General features: G+C 71.3%; 19 protein-coding genes. 10 read left to right on the top strand and 9 right to left on the bottom strand.

All coding sequences use genetic code 11. The features are described 5' to 3' along the window. Nucleotides 1-33 precede the first annotated feature (33 nt). Genes ITI46_RS18645 through ITI46_RS18660 form a run of 4 tightly spaced genes read left to right on the top strand, consistent with a single transcriptional unit; the run spans nucleotide 34 to nucleotide 3224 of the window. On the top strand, nucleotides 34-1119 hold the full coding sequence (locus ITI46_RS18645) for a nitronate monooxygenase (RefSeq protein WP_209240788.1): 1086 nt from the start codon (nucleotides 34-36) through the stop codon (nucleotides 1117-1119). After that, on the top strand, nucleotides 1116-1853 hold the full coding sequence (locus ITI46_RS18650; RefSeq protein ID WP_209240789.1) for a 16S rRNA (uracil(1498)-N(3))-methyltransferase: 738 nt from the start codon (nucleotides 1116-1118) through the stop codon (nucleotides 1851-1853). Before ITI46_RS18645 ends, ITI46_RS18650 begins: the two co-directional genes overlap by 4 nt. Before the next feature lie 52 nt (nucleotides 1854-1905). Next, nucleotides 1906-2289, top strand: coding sequence for a histidine triad nucleotide-binding protein (locus ITI46_RS18655; protein ID WP_209240790.1), 384 nt, complete (start codon nucleotides 1906-1908; stop codon nucleotides 2287-2289). Between the two features lie 14 nt (nucleotides 2290-2303). Next, nucleotides 2304-3224 carry a ribonuclease Z gene (locus ITI46_RS18660; RefSeq protein WP_209240791.1) on the top strand — a complete coding sequence of 307 codons (921 nt, stop codon included), beginning with the start codon at nucleotides 2304-2306 and terminating at the stop codon, nucleotides 3222-3224. Between the two features lie 42 nt (nucleotides 3225-3266). Here ITI46_RS18660 and era read toward each other — a convergent pair whose 3' ends face one another. The 3 genes from era to ITI46_RS18675 form a co-directional block, all read right to left on the bottom strand. Then, a complete protein-coding gene (era, locus tag ITI46_RS18665) occupies nucleotides 3267-4253 on the bottom strand; it encodes a GTPase Era (protein ID WP_247746196.1) in 987 nt (328 codons plus the stop codon). Between the two features lie 238 nt (nucleotides 4254-4491). Further along, nucleotides 4492-4863 (bottom strand): cytidine deaminase-like protein, encoded by a 372-nt coding sequence (locus tag ITI46_RS18670; RefSeq protein WP_372451998.1) that lies wholly within the window; start codon nucleotides 4861-4863, stop codon nucleotides 4492-4494. A gap of 32 nt (nucleotides 4864-4895) precedes the next feature. Next, nucleotides 4896-5777, bottom strand: coding sequence for a helix-turn-helix transcriptional regulator (locus ITI46_RS18675; RefSeq protein WP_209240794.1), 882 nt, complete (start codon nucleotides 5775-5777; stop codon nucleotides 4896-4898). A gap of 84 nt (nucleotides 5778-5861) precedes the next feature. Between ITI46_RS18675 and ITI46_RS18680 the strand changes: the two genes are divergently transcribed. Together ITI46_RS18680 and ITI46_RS18685 are read left to right on the top strand one after the other, a co-directional pair. Beyond that, nucleotides 5862-7358, top strand: coding sequence for an MFS transporter (locus ITI46_RS18680; protein WP_247746197.1), 1497 nt, complete (start codon nucleotides 5862-5864; stop codon nucleotides 7356-7358). Between the two features lie 41 nt (nucleotides 7359-7399). Beyond that, nucleotides 7400-7762: an MmcQ/YjbR family DNA-binding protein gene (locus tag ITI46_RS18685; protein WP_209240796.1), complete on the top strand. Its 363-nt coding sequence runs from the start codon at nucleotides 7400-7402 to the stop codon at nucleotides 7760-7762. 89 nt (nucleotides 7763-7851) lie between these two features. On the opposite strand, the gene ITI46_RS18690 is transcribed toward ITI46_RS18685, so the two are convergent. From ITI46_RS18690 to ITI46_RS18705, 4 genes are all read right to left on the bottom strand, one after another. Then, nucleotides 7852-9189: a hemolysin family protein gene (locus tag ITI46_RS18690; protein WP_209240797.1), complete on the bottom strand. Its 1338-nt coding sequence runs from the start codon at nucleotides 9187-9189 to the stop codon at nucleotides 7852-7854. Beyond that, nucleotides 9186-9686, bottom strand: a complete 501-nt coding sequence (gene ybeY / locus ITI46_RS18695; protein ID WP_209240798.1) for an rRNA maturation RNase YbeY — start codon at nucleotides 9684-9686, stop codon at nucleotides 9186-9188. The genes ITI46_RS18690 and ybeY overlap by 4 nt, the downstream gene beginning before the upstream one ends. Before the next feature lie 12 nt (nucleotides 9687-9698). Next, nucleotides 9699-11846 carry a PhoH family protein gene (locus tag ITI46_RS18700; RefSeq protein WP_247746198.1) on the bottom strand — a complete coding sequence of 716 codons (2148 nt, stop codon included), beginning with the start codon at nucleotides 11844-11846 and terminating at the stop codon, nucleotides 9699-9701. 148 nt (nucleotides 11847-11994) lie between these two features. Next, nucleotides 11995-13197 carry a carbohydrate kinase family protein gene (locus tag ITI46_RS18705; protein WP_209240813.1) on the bottom strand — a complete coding sequence of 401 codons (1203 nt, stop codon included), beginning with the start codon at nucleotides 13195-13197 and terminating at the stop codon, nucleotides 11995-11997. Nucleotides 13198-13604: 407 nt separating this feature from the next. Here ITI46_RS18705 and ITI46_RS18710 point away from each other — a divergent pair, with 407 nt between their 5' ends. Then, nucleotides 13605-14396 (top strand): HAD family acid phosphatase, encoded by a 792-nt coding sequence (locus ITI46_RS18710; RefSeq protein ID WP_209240799.1) that lies wholly within the window; start codon nucleotides 13605-13607, stop codon nucleotides 14394-14396. A gap of 33 nt (nucleotides 14397-14429) precedes the next feature. Here ITI46_RS18710 and ITI46_RS18715 read toward each other — a convergent pair whose 3' ends face one another. Beyond that, nucleotides 14430-14708: a protealysin inhibitor emfourin gene (locus tag ITI46_RS18715; protein WP_209240800.1), complete on the bottom strand. Its 279-nt coding sequence runs from the start codon at nucleotides 14706-14708 to the stop codon at nucleotides 14430-14432. A 110-nt stretch (nucleotides 14709-14818) separates the two neighbouring features. After that, nucleotides 14819-15916, bottom strand: a complete 1098-nt coding sequence (locus ITI46_RS18720) for a M4 family metallopeptidase (protein ID WP_209240801.1) — start codon at nucleotides 15914-15916, stop codon at nucleotides 14819-14821. A 354-nt stretch (nucleotides 15917-16270) separates the two neighbouring features. Between ITI46_RS18720 and leuA the strand changes: the two genes are divergently transcribed. The 3 genes from leuA (at nucleotide 16271) to ITI46_RS18735 (ending at nucleotide 20470) form a co-directional block, all read left to right on the top strand. Further along, nucleotides 16271-18067, top strand: a complete 1797-nt coding sequence (gene leuA, locus ITI46_RS18725) for a 2-isopropylmalate synthase (RefSeq protein ID WP_209240802.1) — start codon at nucleotides 16271-16273, stop codon at nucleotides 18065-18067. Between the two features lie 211 nt (nucleotides 18068-18278). Further along, nucleotides 18279-18947 (top strand): TerB family tellurite resistance protein, encoded by a 669-nt coding sequence (locus ITI46_RS18730; RefSeq protein ID WP_209240803.1) that lies wholly within the window; start codon nucleotides 18279-18281, stop codon nucleotides 18945-18947. 125 nt (nucleotides 18948-19072) lie between these two features. Beyond that, on the top strand, nucleotides 19073-20470 hold the full coding sequence (locus tag ITI46_RS18735; RefSeq protein ID WP_209240804.1) for a glycoside hydrolase family 1 protein: 1398 nt from the start codon (nucleotides 19073-19075) through the stop codon (nucleotides 20468-20470). Nucleotides 20471-20563 lie beyond the last annotated feature (93 nt).

The raw sequence follows: 20563 nt of genomic DNA on the forward strand, positions 1-20563 counted from the left end.
GGGGCTGTGATGGGGGCGTGACAGGATGTGGGCATGTCCACCTCGCCGCCTTCGCTCTCCGAGCTGACTGCGCACCCCGTCATCCAGGCACCGATGGCAGGCGGGGCCTCCCGGCCTGAGCTGGCCGCAGCGGTGAGCGAGGCGGGGGGCCTGGGGTTCCTCGCCGCGGGGTACAAGACGCCGGAGGCCATGTACGAGGAGATCCGGCAGCTGCGGCGGCTCACCGGACGCCCGTTCGGGGTCAACGTCTTCATGCCGCAGCCCCGCACCGCCGACCCGTCCGCGGTGGTCGTCTACCGCGAACAGCTCGCGGGCGAGGCCACCTGGTACGAGACGGAGCTGGGCGACACCGACTGCATGACGGACGACGCGTACGAGGCGAAGCTGGCGATCCTCTGCGACGACCCGGTTCCGGTGGTCTCCTTCCACTTCGGCTGCCCCACCCGCGAGGTGCTGGAACGGTTCGCCCGGCTGGGCACCCGCACCCTGGTCACCGCCACTTCGGTGCCGGAGGCCCGCGCGGTGCAGGCGGCCGGTGCGCACGCCGTGTGTGTGCAGGGCACGGAGGCGGGCGGCCACCAGGGCACGCACCGCGACGACCCGGAGAGCGACCGGGGCAGCGCCGGCATCGGGCTGCTGTCGCTGATCACGCAGGTCAGAGAGGCCGTGCAGCTGCCTGTGGTCGCCGCGGGCGGGCTGATGCGCGCGGAGCAGATCGCCGCCGTACTCGCGGCCGGAGCGGTCGCGGCGCAGTTGGGCACCGCGTTTCTGGCCACCGAGGAGTCCGGCGCCCACCCGCTGCACAAACAGGCGCTGACCAACCCGCTGTTCACCCGTACCGAGCTGACCCGGGCCTTCTCGGGCCGCCCCGCGCGGGGACTGGTCAACCGCTTCGTACGCGAGCACGGCCCCTACGCGCCCGCGGCCTACCCGCAGCTGCACTATCTGACGGCAGGGCTGCGCAAGGCAGCGGCGAAGGCCGGAGACCCGCAGGCGATGGCCCTGTGGGCGGGTCAGGGGCACCGGCTGGCACGGGAGTTGCCCGCCGGGCAGCTGGTGGAGGTGCTGGCCGCCGAGCTCGCCGAGGCCCGTACGGCACTGAGGGAGGTGCCCGCGTGAGCGCGCCGGTCTTCCTCGCCGACTCCGCGCTGCTGCGCCCCGGCACGGTGGTACTCGAAGGGGCTGAGGGGCGGCATGCCGTCTCGGTACGCAGGCTGCGTCCGGGGGAGGAGGTCGTACTGACGGACGGCGCCGGAACCGGCGCGTACGGAAGCGTGACCGCAGCCGAGGGCAAGGACCGGCTGGAAGTGGCCGTCCGCGAGCTCGTCGACGAACCGGAACCGCGCCCCCGGATCACCGTCGTACAGGCGCTTCCCAAGGGGGACCGGGGGGAGTTGGCGGTGGAGACGATGACGGAGACGGGTGTGGACGCCGTCGTGCCGTGGGCGGCTTCGCGCGCCGTGACCCGGTGGAAGGGCGAGCGGGCGGCCAAGGCGCTCGCCAAGTGGCGGAACACGGCGCGGGAGGCGGGGAAGCAGGCGCGGCGGCTGCGCTTCCCCGAGGTGGCCGACCTCGCGTCGTCGAAGGACGTCGCCGGGCTGCTGAGGTCCGCCGACTTCGCCGGCGTGCTGCACGAGGAGGGCAGCACGCCGCTGGCCACCGCCGAGTTGCCGGCGGAAGGCCAGATCGTGCTGGTCGTCGGCCCCGAGGGCGGGGTGGCTCCGGAGGAGCTGGAGCTGTTCGCCGAGGCCGGTGCGACCCCGTTCCGGCTGGGGCCGAGCGTGTTGCGGACCTCCACCGCGGGAACGGCCGCCGCCGCTGTGGTGCTGGCCCGCTGCGGCCGTTGGAGCTGAGGGGCCGTCCGGGACGCCGGGGCCCCACCGGGCGCTCGGGTAACATCCCGGCATGGCTTCCAACGGAGAACCGCAGCAGGACTGTCTGTTCTGCAAGATTGTCGCTGGTGAGGTGCCCGCGACGGTGGTGCGGGAGACCGAGACGACCGTCGCCTTCCGGGACATCAACCCGCAGGCGCCCACCCACGTGCTGGTGATTCCGCGGGCGCACTACCCGGACGCGGCCTCCCTCGCGGCGGCCTCTCCGCAGCTGATCGCCGATGTGGTGCGGGAGGCCGGTGAGGTGGCGGCGATGGAGAAGATCGCCGTGCCGCAGGGCGGCCCGGGCACCGGGTACCGCGTGGTCTTCAACACCGGCTCGGGTGCGGGCCAGACGGTCTTCCACGCACACGCGCACGTTCTCGGGGGCCGTGGCCTCGAATGGCCGCCCGGATGAGGCGGTGAGGCGGGTTGTCGGTACGAGAGCTGGTCGTGCTGGGTACCGCCAGCCAGGTGCCCACCAGGGAGCGCAACCACAACGGGCACGTCCTGCTGTGGGACGGCGAGGGCATCCTCTTCGACCCGGGTGAGGGCACCCAGCGGCAGATGCTGCACACCTCCGTCGCGGCGCACGATCTGACCCGTATCTGTCTGACCCACTTCCACGGGGACCACACGCTCGGGCTGCCCGGCGTCATCCAGCACATGAGCCTCGACGGGGTGCCGCACGAGGTGACGGCGCACTTTCCAGCCACTGGGCGGCACTACTTCGAGCGGCTGCGCCATGCCACGCCGTTCCACGACACGGTGCGGCTGCGCGAGGCGCCCATCACCGGGCCCGGAGTGATCGCGGGCGGCGCGCAGGAGCCGCAGTTGCCGTTCACCCTGGAGGCGCGCCCCCTCTCGCACCGTATCGACACCTTCGGGTACCGCTTGACGGAGCCCGACGCGCGCCGGATGCTGCCCGGACTGCTGGCGGAGCGCGGCATCAGCGGCCCGGACGTGGGGCGGCTCCAGCGCGAGGGTGAGCTGCGCGGGGTGCGGCTGGAGGAGGTCAGCGAGCCACGGCGGGGCCAGCGCTTCGCCTTCGTCATGGACACCCGGCTGTGCGAGGGGGTTTACGAGCTGGCTGACGGCTGCGACATGCTCGTCATCGAGTCGACGTTCCTGCAGGCCGACGAGGAACTGGCCGAGATCTCCGGGCACCTGACCGCTTTTCAGGCAGGCCGGGTCGCCGCCGAAGCGGGCGTACGGCATCTGGTGCTGACGCACTTCTCGCAGCGCTACCCGGACACCGCCCTGTTCGCCGCCGAGGCCCGCGCCGCCGGGTTCGAGGGCGAACTGACCGCGGCCCGCGATCTGCTGCGCATCCCGGTGCCCAAGCGCACGTGAGCGCCGGGGCCGGCACCTGGCCCCGGGCGCGGTTGCGCCCGCTCAGAAACCGAGCCGGCGCAGCTGCTTGGGGTCGCGCTGCCAGTCCTTGGCGACCTTGACATGCAGATCGAGATAGACGGGCGTCCCCAGCAGCGCCTCGATGTGCCGCCGCGACGTGCTGCCGACCTCCTTGAGGCGCTTGCCCTTGGGGCCGATGACGATGCCCTTCTGGCTGGGGCGCTCGATGAAGATGTTGGCGTGGATGTCCAGCAGCGGGCGGTCGGCGGGACGGTCCTCGCGGGGCACCATCTCCTCGACCACCACCGCGATCGAGTGCGGCAGCTCGTCCCGTACGCCCTCCAGCGCCGCCTCGCGGATCAGCTCGGCGACCATCACCTGCTCGGGCTCGTCCGTCAGATCGCCGTCCGGATACAGCGGCGGGCCCTCGGGCAGCAGCGGAACCAGCAGCTCCGCCAGCAGGTCCACCTGGGAGCCCTCGGTGGCGGAGACCGGGACGATCTCCGCCCACTCGATGCCCAGCTCCCGCCCGAGCTGGTCGACGGCGAGCAGCTGCTCGGCGAGGGCCTCGCTGGTGACGAGATCGCTCTTGGTGACGACGGCGACCTTCGGCGTGCGCTTCTTCAGCTCGGCCAGCTCGCCCGCGATGAAGCGGTCACCCGGGCCGATCTTCTGGTCGGCCGGTACGCAGAAGCCGATCACGTCGACCTCGGCCCAGGTGGTGCGCACCACGTCGTTGAGGCGTTCGCCGAGCAGGGTGCGGGGCTTGTGCAGGCCCGGGGTGTCCACGAGGACGAGCTGTGCTTCCGGGCGGTGCACGATGCCGCGCACCGTGTGCCGGGTCGTCTGCGGCCGGGTGGAGGTGATCGCGACCTTCGTGCCCACCAGCGCGTTGGTCAACGTCGACTTGCCCGCGTTCGGGCGGCCGACGAAGCAGGCGAAGCCCGACCTGTGCGGTCGGTCTTCGTGAGGGAGGCCGCCTTTGGCGCGGTCGTCGGTGCCGCTGGCGGTGGCAGAAGATGCGTTCATGACGACCATTGTCCCTGACTGCGGGAGCCGGTGAGTGGGGGTACGGCGTCGCTGCCTGATGCTTGGTGCTCTTGTCCCGGTGATGAGGGGGGTGCCCCTGTCTGTCGCTTGCAGGCTGCGGGTGCTCCCCCGAGCTCTTCGAGCAGGGGGTACCCCCAGGCTGGTCGCGCCCACGCGGCGGAGCCGCATATCGACACAGCCCCGCGCCCCTGACCGGACGCCTGGCCCCTGCCTGTGCTCAGCCCGCTGTCACCGTCAGGTGCACCTCGCCGTCCGGGCCCGCGAGGAGGACCGGGGTGGCGGGGCCGCCCAGGTCGCGTACGGTTGCCAGGTCCTCGGCGGGGACCTGCTCGGTGTCCGAGACGACGGCTGCCGCCTCCAGGGATGTGGCGCCGGAGGCCACCGCCATCGCGACCGCCGTGCGCAGCGCGGACAGCTGGAGCGAGGGCAGGGCGACCGACCCCGCGACGTAGGTGCGCCCCGTCTCGTCCCGTACGGCGGCACCCTCCGGGACGGCGTTGCGGGCGCGGGCGCTGCGCGCCAGGGTGACGATCTTGCGGTCTTCCGGATCCAGCCCGGCGGTGCTCTGGTCACTCATGACCGCGAGCATATGCGGTGCCGCCGACATCGCTGCCGGGTGTCTCAGCCCGCGACCTTGCGCATCGCCGCACGCCGTACATCCGGCTCGGTCAGCCGCTGGAGCTTCTCCGCCGTGCCGGTGCCGGGCACCGGGTTGTGCAGGATGAGCCTGAGGTCGGGGCGGGCCGGCACCTGCAGCGTCGTCGACTCGAAGTGCAGCGCGCCCACCAGCGGGTGGTCCAGCTCCTTGATCCGCTGCCCTGCGCGGCACACATCGCCCAGCTCCCACAGCTCGCGGAACTCGGTGCTGTTCTCCAGCAGTTCCTCCAGCAGCAGCTGGAACCCCTCGTCCTCGGGCCACTCCGCCAGCGAGGCGCGCAGCTCGGCGACGACGCCCGGGGCGTTCTGCTCCCAGCTCTTGGAGCGGGCGCGGTAGCGGCCGTCGCAGAAGAAGTTGATGATGCAGTTCTTCTGCGGCTCCAGGTCGAACGTCAGCCGCGCCGCCTCGTTCAGCCCGACAGCGCTGAAGTACGGGTCCATGATGTGCGCCGGGTACGGCATCCAGCCGTCCATCAGCCGCTGCATCCCGTCGCACAGATAGTCGCGGTCGTACTCGGAGCTGGGCAGCGGCGGGTTGAGGCCCGCCAGGACGTACAGGTGCCGCCGCTCGGTGGTGCTCATCCGCAGCACCCGCGCCACCGCGTCCAGCACCTGCGGCGAGACGGTGATGTCCCGGCCCTGCTCCAGCCACTGGTACCAGGAGGCACCCACGCCGGCGAGCACCGCCACCTCCTCGCGGCGCAGCCCCGGGGTCCTGCGCCGGGCACCCCCGTCCGGCAGCCCGGCCTCGGCGGGGGAGACCCGGGCCCGGCGGGAGCGCAGGAATGTGCGCAGCTCCTCACCCCGCCGGGACTTCTCCGGTCGACTCCTCGCGGCACTGGCCACCTGATCCCCTCCCTGAGTGGTGGTGCGGGCACCACCATAAACAGCAGCTCCCCACGGTCTGTTCCGCGCCAGCAGGCTGTGACCATGCCAACGACCGCTTCCGTACCGGAGACGACCGCGCCCGAGCCGGTCACCGACACCGTTTCCGTCCGTTCCGATTCCGCCCGGTCCCAAGTCACGACCGGCTCCCACCGCTTCACCCCGCGCGAGATCCTGCTGCTGGTGGTGCTGTGCGCCTCGCAGTTCCTGGTCGCGCTCGACTTCTCCGTACTGAATGTCGCGCTGCCCGTCCTCGGCCCCGACCTCGGGCTGGGCGAGGCGGGACTGCAGTGGGCCGTGACCGCGTTCGCGCTGCCCACCGGCAGTTTTCTGCTGCTCTTCGGCCGCCTGGGCGACAAACTGGGCCGGCGCCGTACGTTCCTGACCGGGCTGGCCCTCTTCACCGGCGCCTCGGTGCTGGCGGCGCTCGCGCCCAACGCGCCGCTCTTCCTGGCCGGCCGGGCCCTGCAGGGGCTCGGCGCCGCCGCGCTGGTGCCCACCGGCATGGCGCTGATCACCACCTCGTTCGCCGAGGGCCCCAAGCGCACCAAGGCGCTGAGCATCAACGGCTCACTGATGGCGCTGGGCTTCACCGTCGGCATGGTCGTCGGCGGCATCCTCACCGACACCCTCGGCTGGCGCTCCACCATGGGCCTGCTCGGGGTGGGCGGCGTGCTGGTGCTGCTGGCCGCGCCCCGGCTGCTGACCGAGAGCCGGGGGCAGCGCACCCGGCTGGACGTCCCCGGCGCGCTGGCCGTGACCGGCGGGCTCTTCGGTATCGTCTACGGGCTGTCCACCGCCGCCGAGGAGGGCTTCTCCCGGCCCGATGTGCTGGTCGCCATCGTCGCCGGGCTGCTGCTGCTCGGCGTGTTCGTCCGGGTGGAGGCCCGCAGTGCCGAGCCGCTGCTGCCGCTGTGGATGCTGCGCCGCCCCTCCGTCGCCTTCGGCAACCTGGCCGGGCTGGCCACCGTCTCGATGATGACCGCCGTGGTCTTCCTGATGACGCTCTACCTGCAGGATCTGCTGGGCGTCTCCGCGCTCGTCTCCGGGCTCGTCTTCGGGGTACAGGGCCTCGCGTCCGTCGCGGGCGGTGCGCTCGCCCCGCGGATCGCCCGCCGGATCGGTGCCCCGCGCACCCTCGCGCTCGGCCTGCTCGGCCAGGGCGTGCTGACGGCCGCGCTGCTGGGCCTGGGCACGGAGAGCGGGCTGTGGCTGGTGGTGGTCGCCATATCGCTGGCCAGCGGGCTGCACCTGGTGGCCGTCGTCACCTACGGGGTCACCGCCACCTCGGGCCTCGACGACGCCGACCAGGGGCGCGCCACCTCGCTGGTCACCAGCGCCATGCAGCTCGGCCTGGCCCTCGGCATCCCGCTGCTGAGCGCCCTGTCCGTCGGCTGGGCCGGGGTCCTGAGGGACGGCGGCACCCCTGCGGCGGACGCCACCCTCGGAGGCATCAAGCTGGGCCTCGCCGCCGACACCCTCGTCCTCCTCGCCATCGGCACGCTGGTAGCCCTCACCCTGGGCCGCCGCCGGAGCCGCTAGCGGTGCGCTCCGCCCGGAGCCTCACCCCTACGCTGAGCACCATGAAGCCGGAAGAGCTCAGAGCCTGCTGCCTGGAGCAGAACGGTGCGTGGGAGGACTTTCCCTTCCCGGGGAATCCGGGGCTGTCCACGTTCAAGGTCAGGGAGAAGATCTTCGCCTTCAGCGCCCTGGACGAGGACCCGCTCCGGGTGAGCCTCAAATGCGATCCGGAGATCGCGGTGCAGCTGCGCGAGGCGCATCCGGCGGTACGCCCCGGCTGGCACCTCAACAAGCGCCACTGGAACACGGTGCTCCTCGACGGGAGTCTCCCCGACCGGACCGTGCGGGAGATGATCGAGGACTCCTACGACCTGGTGGTCGCGGGGCTGCCCAGGTGGGAGAGGCTGCGCCTCGGCCAGAGCTGACCCTGCAACGGCCCGCGGGAGCTGACCCCGGAACGCGGCCCGCAGGGGCCGGCCCCCGGACGGCCGCGGGGGCGCCGACCGCCGGACGGTCAGCTCTCGCTGAGGGCGGTGCTCTCCTCGCCCTCGCCGACCACCGGCTCCCGCACCGGCTCCACAAGGACCGTGACGATCTTGTTCCGGCGCCCCGCCGGGGACTCGGCCGTCAGCCGCAGCCCCGTCAGGGTGGGGTCGGAGCGGTCCTCGGAGACATCGACCGTGGTGGTGGCACCGGCGATCGGCACCCGGCCCAGCGACTTGGCCAGCAGCCCGCCGACCGTCTCCACGTCCTCGTCGTCCAGCCCCGTCAGCCCGAACAGCTCGCCCAGATCGCCGATGTCCAGCCGCGCGGTGACCCGGTACCGCCCCTCGCCCAGCTCCTCGACCGGCGGCAGCTCGCGGTCGTACTCGTCGGCGATCTCCCCGACGATCTCCTCCAGGATGTCCTCGATGGTGACGATCCCGGCCGTGCCGCCGTACTCGTCGATGACCACGGAGACATGGATCCGGTCCTTCTGCATCTCCCGCAGCAGATCGCCCGCGTTCTTGGTGTCCGGCACGAAGGTGGCGGGCCGCATCGCGGTGGAGACCAGCTCGGTCTCCGCGTCCCTGCTGATGTGCACCTTCCTGGCCAGGTCCTTGAGGTAGACGATGCCGACGACGTCGTCCTCGCTCTCCCCGACCACCGGGATCCGCGAGAAACCCGAGCGCAGCGCCAGTGTCAGCGCCTGCCGGATCGTCTTGAACCGCTCGATGGTGATCAGATCCGTACGCGGCACCATCACCTCGCGCACCAGCCGGTCGCCGAGCTGGAAGACGGAGTGCACCATCTTCCGCTCCTCCGCCTCGATCAGCGACTCCCGCTCCGCGAGGTCCACCATCGCGCGCAGCTCCGCCTCACTGGCGAACGGTCCCTTGCGGAAGCCCTTCCCCGGGGTGAGCGCGTTGCCGAGCAGGATCAGCAGCTGCGGCACAGGCCCCAGGATGCGGGCCAGCGGCAGCAGTACGTACGAGGCGGCCGTGGCCGTGTTCAGCGGGTGCTGGCGGCCGATGGTGCGCGGCGAGACGCCGATGGCCACATACGAGACGAAGACCATCACCCCTATCGCGACGGCCAGCGCCTGCCACGTCCCGTCGATGCCGCGCAGACAGACGTACGTCACCAGCGAGCCGGCCGCCACCTCGCAGGCCACCCGCAGCAGCAGGGCCAGATTGAGGTAGCGGGTCGGCTCGGCGGCCACCGCCGCCAGCTTGGCGCCGCCCCGGCGGCCCTGGCGTACCGCCTCCTGGGCCCGGTAGCTGGTCGTACGCGCCAGTCCGGCCTCCGCGCAGGCGGCCAGCCAGGCCACGATCACCAGCAGGACGACGGCGGCGGCGAGTGGAGCGCTCACGATGTCGTCGTGGGGGCGGGTGAGGGCCCGGCCAGTCCGCGCTCGGCGCGCCAGCCGTCGACGATCGCGGACTGGAGACCGAACATCTCCGCCCGCTCGCCGGGCTCCTCGTGGTCGTAGCCCAGCAGGTGCAGCACCCCGTGCACGGTGAGCAGCTGCAGCTCCTCGTCCATGGAGTGCTTCGTCGGTGCGTCGGCGCCCTGCTTCTCGGCGACCTCCGGGCACAGCACGATGTCACCGAGCAGGCCCTGCGGGGGCTCCTCCTCGTCCCGGGACGGCGGACGCAGCTCGTCCATCGGGAAGGACATCACGTCCGTCGGCCCTGGCAGATCCATCCACTGCCGGTGCAGCTGCTCCATGGTGTCCGCATCGACGGCGATCACCGACAGCTCCGACAGCGGATGGATACGCATCCGGGCCAGTGAGTAGCGGGCGATGTCGAGCACCGCCTCCTCGTCGAGCCGGCGGCCGGACTCGTTGTTGACGTCGATCGACATGATGGGTGCCGGTTACTTTCTCTTGCGGTGGCCGCGGTTCCCCTGCGCGCCCGCGCCGTCGCCCTGGGCCTGACCGGCCTCCTGCTGGGCGCTGTCGTAGCGGTCGTACGCGTCGACGATACGGCCCACCAGCTTGTGCCGGACCACGTCCGTGCTGGTCAGCTGCGAGAAGTGGACGTCCTCGACGCCTTGCAGGATGTCCCGGACCTGGCGCAGCCCGCTCTTAGTGCCGCCCGGCAGGTCGATCTGGGTCACATCGCCGGTGATCACGATCTTGGAATCGAAGCCGAGCCGGGTGAGGAACATCTTCATCTGCTCGGGGTTCGTGTTCTGCGCCTCGTCCAGGATGATGAACGCATCATTGAGCGTGTTGTGCGTGAGCAGGTAGTCCTGGGTGACGTAAAGCGAGTCCTCGGCCGCCACCTGGATGCACACGCACTCCTCACGGCCCGTCGGCTCGATGGAGTCGATGAACCGCATGGGCCGCCCGCCGCCGGCGGCGTGGTACACGTCGCGCTTGCGGGCCAGACGGAAGGGCTCGACGCCTTCGGGCAGGCGGATGTCGAGGACGTGGGCGTCGCGCCGGTGGGCAGCCCTGGCGGTGCTCCGGTTGCGTCCCGCAGCCAGCCGCCGCCGCGCGTACGCTGTCCCGCCCAGCGACTGGACCAGTGCGATCACGTCGTCGCGGAGCACGATCGACGTGGTTGAGAACTGGATCCGGCAGGTGCGGTCGGCCTGTGTGACAGGTCCTCCGTCTGCGTCCAGCAGCCCCTGCAAGAGGGCGAGCCGGACCTCGGCCGAGTTGTGGAGGTACGCGTCCGGGACGAGCTTCGTGTGCGAGCGCGTGCCGAACAGGTCGAGCGTCCGCAGTGCCCCGGTGACCGGATTCTCGGTGCGCATGGACTCGCCAGGACGCCGCACCCGATTGAGCACGTAGTCCACGCCGCCCTTGTGCCGCACGATTGTGCCGGGCAGGGCGTCCTCCAGGGCGGTTGCGAGCTCCGGGTCCCCGGTCGCGAACGACGGGGTCGTCTTCCCCGTGATGCAGCCGTCCCCGAGCAGCAGCCCCAGCGCGTACGGGTCCATCGGGACCTCGCGCTCGGGGAACTGGACCGGTGCGGTGAGCATCGGCAGCTCGTACCGGCGGGCATGCGCCGCGCGGAGGTTGCCGATCATCTCCTGGGTCTCCATGACCCGCCACGGCTTGTTACGGCGCTTGTCCGAAGCGGTTCGGACCGTCCACAGGTGTTCGCCGCAGGCCAGAGTCCAGGCGCCGTCCTGGGCCGTGACGCGGTAGATGTCCTTCTCGCCCTGCGGGTAGACACCGAGGACGGGGGTGGGCTCACCGTTGGAGCCGACGACCAGATCGCCGACCTGGAGATCCCCGATAGGACGCCAGCCGTCCGGGGTCAGCACCTTGGTGAACACCGGCTGTGCACGCCCCCGCATGTATGCCAGCGGCGCCACCTCGATCGTCCCGGCGGCCATCAGCCGGGGGATGGAGTCGGGGTCGAGCATGTCGTGCAGCGCGTCGTACAGCGGCCGCAGATACGGGTCGATCTTCTCGTAGAGCGTGCCCGGCAGATAGCCGAGCCGCTCGCCCGCCTCGACCGCGGGCCGGGTCAGGATGATGCGCGTGACCTGCTTGGCCTGGAGCGCCTGCACCGCCTTGGCCATCGCGAGATACGTCTTGCCGGTGCCGGCGGGGCCGATGCCGAAGACGACCGTGTGCTTGTCGATCGCGTCCACATAGCGCTTCTGGTTGAGCGTCTTGGGGCGGATCGTGCGGCCTCGGTTGGAGAGGATGTTCTGGGTGAGCACCTCGGCGGGCGTCTCGTCCACGGCGCCCGTGCCGTTCTCCTGCGCGCGCAGCATGGAGATCGAGCGCTCCACCGCGTCCTCCGTCATCGGCTGGCCGGCGCGGAGCACCAGCATCATCTCGTCGAAAAGGCGCTGGACGAGGGCGACCTCCGCGGGGTTACCCGTGGCGCTGATCTCGTTGCCCCGGACATGGATGTCCGTACCGGGGAACGCGTCCTCGATCACGCGCAGCAGAGAGTCTCCGGAGCCCAGCACCGTCACCATCGGGTGGGCGGGCGGCACGGTGAAGCGGGCTGTCTCCTGCCCGGATCCGGCCTGGGGTGGCGTTGTCTGCGTCATGGGCGGCCTCTGGGGCCTGCTCATCTCCCTCGCTGCGGTGTTGTTCGCTACGGCTCCCAGGGTACGACGCCCTTGGGCCGGGCCGGCCTGGTTTTCCGTCCGCCGGAACCGCAGGGGCACCCCGTGACCAGCCCCGGGCGTAGGGGGCTCAGTCCTCACGTTCGCGGAAGCCCAGGGTGGGCACCGCGCGGCGGGGCGGCGTCGAGGCGGAGCAGTTGGTGAGGATGCGGTCCAGAAAGCCGTAGTGCCGGCAACCGGGGTTGCCGGCCCCAGCTCCGCGCCACCAGGCGGCGATCTCCGGCCAGCCGGGCGCCGAGAGCGAGCCGCCGAACTCCTGTACGGACAGCGCGGCGGTCAGCCCGGCGAAGGCGAGCCGGTCGGCCAGCGGCCACCCGGCGAGGCTGCCGGTGACGAAGCCCGCGACGAACACATCGCCTGCACCGGTGGTGTCCAGCGCCTCCACCTGGATACCCGGCACGCTCGCGGTGGCCCCGGTCCGTGCGTCCACGGCGTACGCACCGTCAGCACCCATGGTGACGACGGCCACCGGTACGTGTTCGGCGAGTGCGTGCGCGGCGGCCTGCGGGGTCTCGGCGCGGGTGTAGCGCATCGCCTCGGCCGCGTTGGGCAGGAACGCCTCGCAGTCGGGCAGTTCGGCCAGCGCCGCGAGGTCCCAGCGGCCGGTCTCGTCCCAGCCGACGTCGGCGAAGATCCGGCTGCCGCGCCGCGCGGCCGTCGCGATCCACTCCTGCGTGCGCCCGGGCACCAGTGAGGAGACACAGGCGGTGGCCGGGGGCGGGCACTCGGGCGCGTCCGGGTCGTAGGCGGTGGCGGCGTTCTTGGGCGGCGCCTCGTGGCCGTGCGAGATCATCGTGCGTTCGCCCTCGTACGCCATCGAGACGGTGACCGGCGAGTGCCAGCCGGGGACTGTGTGCGAGAGGGAGAGATCGATGCCCTCGCCGGTCTCCAGCTCCTCGCGGCAGTAGTCGCCGTACATGTCGTCGCCGAACGCGGCGGCGAGCGAGGTACGCAGCCCCAGCCGGGCCAGCGCGGTGGCCATGTTGGCGATGCCGCCGGGGGAGGAGCCCATGCCGCGGGCCCAGGACTCGGTGCCGCGTACGGGTGCCGAGTCGAGTCCGGTGAAGATGATGTCGAGGAAGACGGTGCCGGTCAGATAGACGTCCCAGCGCGGGTCGTTGGCGGCGCGGACGGCCGCCAACGGGTCGAACAGTGGTCGGGAGAGCGCCGCGCGGGGCGGTTGCCGCGGGGAGCCCTTCGCCGGTACCGGGCGGCCGGGTGCGGGGTGTCGCTGACTCGCCCCGGGGGTCCTGCGCGTGCTCACCGTGCTCACCGTGCCTTCCCCGTGACCGACGACTCCCTGGTCCCACCCTGCGCCTGTGTGGCGTGCCATCGCACGATAGTGGTTTCGCGGGCCGGGCGAGTCCCTCCCAGGGGGGAGGGGGTGCCCCTGTGGGTCGTTCGCCCCCTGCGGGTGGGTGGTGGTTGCGCGCGCAGTTCCCCGCGCCCCTTCGGGGCACGTTCCCCGTCACGCCGTGGTGCGTGTGCCCCATCGTACGTCCGCTCCGCTGCGGGAGCGCTGTGGTTCCCCGCGCCCCTGGCGGGGCGCTTCCGCCGGGATTTTGCGAATCGTTGAATCTGCGCGCGTAGATCGGGGCTTGAGTGCGCTGCTACGTTCGCCGAAACCGCCGGGTTCTCATGACCCTGCCAAAGACAACCGCTGCCGCGAGGAGCCGCTCAATGCCCCGTCCTCTCCGTTCAGTTCTGCCGCTCGTGGCCGTAGCCGCCGTCGCTGGCTCGGCCTTTTTCGGGGTCGGTCAGGCCACGGCCGAGCACGCGGTGCCCAGGACCGACAAGGAGATCCCCAACCTCGACCAGGTGAAGACCAAGATCGAGGCGTACTACGGCGACATCGAGACCCCGGACGGCGAGCACTACGCCTCCCCGCACAGCAACTACGCGAAGCAGACCCGCGGTATCGCCGCGAAGGCCCGCAAGGACCTCGAAGGCGCGCTGCACAAGTACGACTCGGCGCACGGCACCCGGAACAAGCCCGCGGTCGTCTTCGACGTGGACGACACCACGCTGCTCACCTACAACTTCGAGCGCGAGATCGGCTACCACTTCACCCCGAAGGCGCAGGACGAGTACCTGCGCACCACGGACATGGACCCGGTCTTCGGCATGCGGAAGCTGGTCAACTGGGCGCACAGCAAGGGCATCACGGTGTTCCTGGTGACCGGGCGCAAGGAGTACCAGCGCGACTGGAGCGTGCGGAACCTCAAGAAGGCGGGCTACAAGAACCCCGTCGACAAGGAGCACTTCTTCCTCAAGAACGAGGAACACCCGCCGCCCTACCTCGAGTGCGGCAGCGACTGCACGACCGTCGAGTACAAGTCGGGCACCCGCGAGCACATCGAGGACCAGGGGTACGACATCCTCGCCAACTTCGGCGACCAGTACAGCGACCTGAAGGGCGGGCACGCCGACCGCAAGGTCAAGCTGCCCAACCCCATGTACTACCTGCCCTGACCGCACCCGGGTCAGGGCAGGTGGGCAGGGTGCTCACGCCCCTTCCTTGAGCACCTTTCTCACCAGGGCCGACTGCGCCTCGGTGAGCTTGGGGTCGGCGAAATGGGCGGTGGCGGACGAGGTGCCGGTCTCGATGCTCACCTCGTAGTGGAACCCGTCGGGTACGCCCATCGGCGCCGCGGCGAGGCCCTCGCGCACCGCCTGGTCGGCCAGGCGCGCGAGCTCCTCGGCGTCGGGCCGGTCGGTGGTCTCCAGGGTGGCCCGGCGGGAGAGCCCGCCGAAGCCACCCGTACGAAGGACAGTGATACGCATACGTCCATCTTCCCGGCCGCCCGGCCGCACGTTAAGTGCCGGAAGGGCGGCTTCGGGCCGATGGCGCGAGTGCGCCGTGAGTGCGCCGTCAGCGAGCCCCCGGCGCGCCGTCAGTCCGCCGTCACACCCACCTCGGACCAGCACTTGCGTACCGCCTCGTGCTCGTCGCTGCCGTCGCCGTAGCGGGACTTCGCCGCCTCGGTGGTCGCAGCGGCGAAGGCCGCGAAGTCGGTGTCCGGCTGGAGCGAGCCGCCGGTGAGGGTGTCGTACCAGATCTGGCCCGCACGTTCCCAGGCGTTGCCGCCCAGGTCGACGGCGAGCTTGTAGAAGGCGTGGTTGGGGATGCCGGAGTTGATGTGCACCCCGCCGTTGTCGGCCCCGGTGTTGACGTAGTCCTCCATCGTGGCCGGCTGCGGGTCCTTGCCGAGCACGTCGTCGTCGTAGGCCGTACCCGGCGCCTTCATCGAGCGCAGGGCCTCGCCCTCCACCTGGTCGGTGAAGAGGCCGGAGCCGATCAGCCAGTCCGCCTCCTGCGCGCTCTGGCCCAGGCTGTGCTGTTTGATCAGCGAGCCGAAGACGTCGGAGACCGACTCGTTGAGCGCTCCGGACTGGCCGAGGTACTCCAGATTGGCGGAGTACTGCGTCACGCCGTGGGTCAGCTCGTGGCCGATGACGTCGACCGGCAGCGTGAAGTCGCGGAAGACTTCGCCGTCGCCGTCCCCGAACACCATGCGTTCGCCGTCCCAGAAGGCGTTGCCGTACTTCTCGCCGTAGTGCACGGTCGCGTCCAGGGGGAGACCCGCGCCGTCGATGGAGTAGCGGTCGTAGACGCTCAGGTAGAGCTCGAAGGTGGCGCCCAGGCCCGCGTAGGCGCGGTTGACCGAGGCGTCCTGGACAGGCTCCTCACCCTCCTCGCGGACCGTCTTGCCGGGCAGCTGCTCCTTGCCCTCCGCGTCGGAGATGGTGCGCTGCGGCTTGCGGTCGGCGGGGTCGACGTCCGGTGTGGCCGGTGCCGCCGCGAGGAGACCGTGACGCACGGTGGCGATCTGGCGCCTGGTGCGCTGGGTCGCGTCCCGCTCCAGTGTGCGCCGGGCCGGGAGGGAGAAGACGTCGTCGCTGTGCCTGGAGAGCTGGTCGAGGAGGTGTGGCGGCACGATCGTGCAGAAGACGGGACGTGTCTGCGGTGAGTGTGCGCGGTGTGCGTTCATAGCTAGCAATGTGGCACTGAGTTACCGCGCTGTCACCGGTTGCGGCCATGATTCGCGTAAAACGGTGGTGCTTGCCGGGTCGTGTGCTGATGAGGCGGTGCCGTGTGCTGATGCGCGCCGTTCCCCGCGCCCCTTCGGGGTGCGTTCCGTATCCGCATGTCCCGTATCCGCATGGTGATACGCCACTGGCGGGTGCTCGGGGCTCGGTTATGCTGACCAGCATCATGCGTTTCGGGCTGCTTCTTCTTAGCTGCCGCGGCGAGGGTCTGTAGCCACCGCAAGGCCGACCCCCTCCCCGCGGAGTTCAGTGCTGTCGTCGGTCTTGGAACAGCTACCTCACAGGAGCCGAACGCCATGACATCCCAGCAGCCCGCCCAGCCTGCCCGCCCCACGCACGCCCCCATCGGCCGCGCCACCCCGCTGACCGCGGCCTCCGTACGCCAGCGCCCCTCCGGGATGCCGGTAGGCCGGTACGGCCAGTACGAGGCCGTCGACCTGCCCGACCGCACCTGGCCGGACAACCGGATCACCAAGGCACCGCGCTGGCTGTCCACCGACCTGCGGGACGGCAACCAGGCGCTGATCGACCCGATGTCCCCGGCCCGCAAGCGGGAGATGTTCGACCTGCTGGTCCGGATGGGCTACAAGGAGATCGAGGTCGGCTTCCCCTCCTCGGGACAGACCGACTTCGACTTCGTGCGCTCCATCATCGAGGAGGACGCGATCCCCGAGGACGTGACGATCTCCGTCCTCACCCAGGCCCGCGAGGAGCTGATCGAGCGGACCGTCGAGTCGCTGAAGGGCGCCCACCACGCCACGGTCCACCTGTACAACGCCACCGCCCCGGTCTTCCGCGAGGTCGTCTTCCGCGGCACCCGCGACCAGGTCAGGCAGATCGCCGTGGACGGCACCCGGCTGGTGATGGAGTACGCCGAGAAGCTGCTGGACGACCGCACCGTCTTCGGCTACCAGTACAGCCCGGAGATCTTCACCGACACCGAGCTGGACTTCGCGCTGGAGGTCTGCGAGGGCGTCATGGACGTATGGCAGCCCGAGGACGGCCGCGAGATCATCCTCAACCTGCCCGCCACCGTCGAGCGCTCCACGCCCAGCACGCACGCCGACCGGTTCGAGTGGATGGGCCGGCACCTGAGCCGCCGCGAGCACGTGTGTCTGTCCGTGCACCCGCACAACGACCGCGGCACCGCCGTGGCCGCCGCCGAGCTGGCCGTGATGGCGGGCGCCGACCGCGTCGAGGGCTGTCTGTTCGGGCAGGGCGAGCGCACCGGCAACGTCGACCTGGTGACGCTGGGCATGAACCTGTTCAGCCAGGGCGTCGACCCGATGATCGACTTCTCGCAGATCGACGAGATCCGGCGCACCTACGAGTACTGCAACCAGATGGAGGTGCACCCGCGCCACCCGTACGTGGGTGACCTGGTCTACACCGCCTTCTCCGGCTCCCACCAGGACGCCATCAAGAAGGGCTTCGACGCCATGGAGGCCCGCGCCGCCGAGGCGGGCAAGGGCGTGGACGAGGTCGAGTGGGCCGTCCCGTATCTGCCCATCGACCCCAAGGACGTGGGCCGCTCCTACGAGGCCGTCATCCGCGTCAACTCGCAGTCCGGCAAGGGCGGTATCGCCTACGTCCTCAAGGGCGAGCACAGCCTGGACCTGCCCCGCAGGATGCAGGTGGAGTTCTCCAGGATCATCCAGGAGAAGACCGACGCCGAGGGCGGCGAGGTCACGCCCGCCGACATCTGGGCGGTCTTCCAGGACGAGTACCTGCCGACCCCCGAGAAGAGCTGGGGCCGCATCGCACTGCGCGGCGCGCAGACCTCCACCACCAGCGAGGGCGCCGACGCGCTGACCGTCGAGGCCGTGGTCGACGGCGAGCCGGTGGTGCTCAGCGGCACCGGAAACGGCCCGCTGGCCGCCTTCTTCGACGCCCTGCACGCCGTCGACGTGGACGTGCGGCTGCTCGACTACGTGGAGCACACCATGAGCGAGGGCGTGGGCGCCCAGGCCGCCGCCTACATCGAGTGCGCCATCGGCGGCCAGGTGCTGTGGGGCGTGGGCATCGACGCCAACATCGTGCGGGCCTCCATCAAGGCGGCCGTCTCCGCGGTGAACCGCGCCTACCGGCGGTGAGCCGTACCGGCGGGACCCGCGGGTGCGCCGTCGGGCCCCGCGGGTAAGGGCCCCGGGTAAGGGATTCCGCACGGAATGTCACCCTCCGGGTGTCGGCGACACGCGACTTGGGGAGGCCGAAAACGGCTCCAAGGGCTGTCTCCGGCGCCCGGCTGTGGTTAATATCACGTCACCCGGCGACGTTGCCGAATCGTGATGGAGGTGCGAGGTCATGCGCCAACGACCCTTCCGTGTACGTCTCGCAGGGGTCCGCACGAGCTGGCGCACCCTCGATGACGGCGACTTCTTCTGCCCTGCCTGCGGCGGCGACCGCCGCTACCGCAGGCGCACCGGGCGGCGCCGGTTCGTCCTCCTGGGTCTCCCGCTGATTCCGCGCGGCCTCTCGGGGCCCGTCGTCGAATGCGTCGCCTGCCGGGGGCACTTCGGCGCCGACACCCTCGACCGGCCCACCACAGGACGCCTCGCCACCATGCTGCGCGAGGCCGTGCACAGCGTGGCGCTCGCCGTGCTGGCCGCCGGCGGCTCGGACGCGCGCGCCGCCCGCGAGACGGCCGCTGAGACGGTACGCGCCGCGGGCTTCCCCGGCTGCACCGAGGAGGAGCTGACCGCGCTGCTCGCCGTGCTGACCGCCGAGAGCAGACAGCACGGCCACGGCAGGATCACCCTGGAGATCGAACTGCACGAGGCGCTCGCCCCGCTCACCCCGCACCTGGCCGTGCCGGGCCGCGAGAGCCTGCTGCTGCAGGGGGCGCGGATCGCGCTGGCCGACGGGGTGTACTGCGCGGCCGAACGCGACGTCCTGGCCACCATCGGGCGGGCGCTGGAGATCGGCGCCGAGGACGTGGACCGGCTGCTGGCCCAGGCGCGTACGCCGTCCTGAGGCACCCTGTCCGAGGGGCGCCCCGCCCGAGGGGCGGAACCGGCGGGCGGGGTCGGAACCGCAGGCGAACTGCCAAGCTACGCGGCGGTATTGACTCCCCGCCGGGACGCTGGTGAGCTCCCGGCATGACGAGCCATCAGCCGTTGCCCGCCTTCCCCGACGGATTCCTGTGGGGCGTTTCCACTTCCGCGTTCCAGATCGAAGGCGCGCAGGAGGAGGACGGGCGCGGGCCTTCGGCCTGGGACGCCTTTGTGCGCCGGCCCGGCCGGATCAAGGACGGCAGCGACGCGAGCGTCACCACCGACCACTACCACCGCTGGCCCGAGGACGTGGCGCTGCTGCGCGAACTCGGCGTCGGCGCCTACCGGTTCTCCATCTCCTGGCCCCGCGTGCTGCCCTCCGGCAGCGGACAGGTCAACGCGCCGGGGCTCGACTTCTACGACCGGCTCGTCGACACCCTGTGCGAAGCCGGTATCCAGCCGGCGCCCACCCTCTTCCACTGGGACACCCCGCTCGCACTGGAGGAGCGCGGCGGCTGGCTGCGGCGCGAGACGGCGCAGCGGTTCGCCGACTACGCCGATACGGTCGCCGCCCGCCTCGGTGACCGCGTAGCGCACTGGATCACCCTCAACGAGCCCGCCGAGGTGACCCTGCTCGGCTACGGGCTCGGCGTGCACGCGCCCGGCAGACAGCTGCTGTTCGACGCGCTGCCGGCCGCGCACCACCAACTGCTCGGGCACGGGCTGGCGCTCCGCGCGCTGCGGGCCCGCGGTGCCCGCTCCATCGGCATCGCCAACTCGCACGGTCCCGTCCAGCCGCTGTCCGGCAGCGCGGCGGACACCGGCGCCGCCGAGCTCTACGACACGCTCAGCAACCGGCTGTTCGCCGACCCGCTGCTGCTGGGGCGCTACCCGGACCCGGAGTTGGCCGCGCTGCTGCCGGGGCCGGTCGAGGAGGACCTGAAGGCGATCAGTGAGCCGCTCGACTGGTACGGCGTCAACTACTACCAGCCGACCGTGGCCGGAGCCGCAGGTTCCGCCGGCGCGGATGGCTCCGGTGGCTCCGGCGGCGGCTTCGCGGGCATCCACCTCCCCGACGGACTCCCCTTCGCCCTCCACGAGACACCCGGCAGGGAGCGCACCGGGTTCGGCTGGGCCGTGGTCCCCGAAGGACTCACCGAGACGCTGCGCACCCTGCGCGAGCGGTACGGCGAGCGGCTGCCACCCGTCATGATCACCGAGAACGGCTGCGCCTACCCGGACCGCACGCGGGACACGCGCCGTATCGCCTTCCTCGACGCCCACTTGCGTGCCCTGCACACGGCGCTCGCCGAAGGGATCGACGTACGCGGGTACTTCGTCTGGTCGCTGCTGGACAACTTCGAATGGGCAGAAGGCTGCACCCAGCGCTTCGGTCTTGTGCATGTGGACTACGCGACGCTGGAGCGCACGCCCAAGGACTCCTTCCACTGGCTGCGCGACGCGCTGCGAGGGTCAGGCGGGGGAGTACAACCGGGGGAGTAAACGGTGCCCCGGGACGACCGGGGGCGTAGTGGCGGGTTCGGTCGCGGGGGCGACGATCGGGGCGCGGCGGGCCGGGAGTCTGGTCGGGAGTCA

This window comes from Streptomyces oryzae, assembly GCF_017676365.1.
Lineage (GTDB): Bacteria > Actinomycetota > Actinomycetes > Streptomycetales > Streptomycetaceae > Streptomyces > Streptomyces oryzae.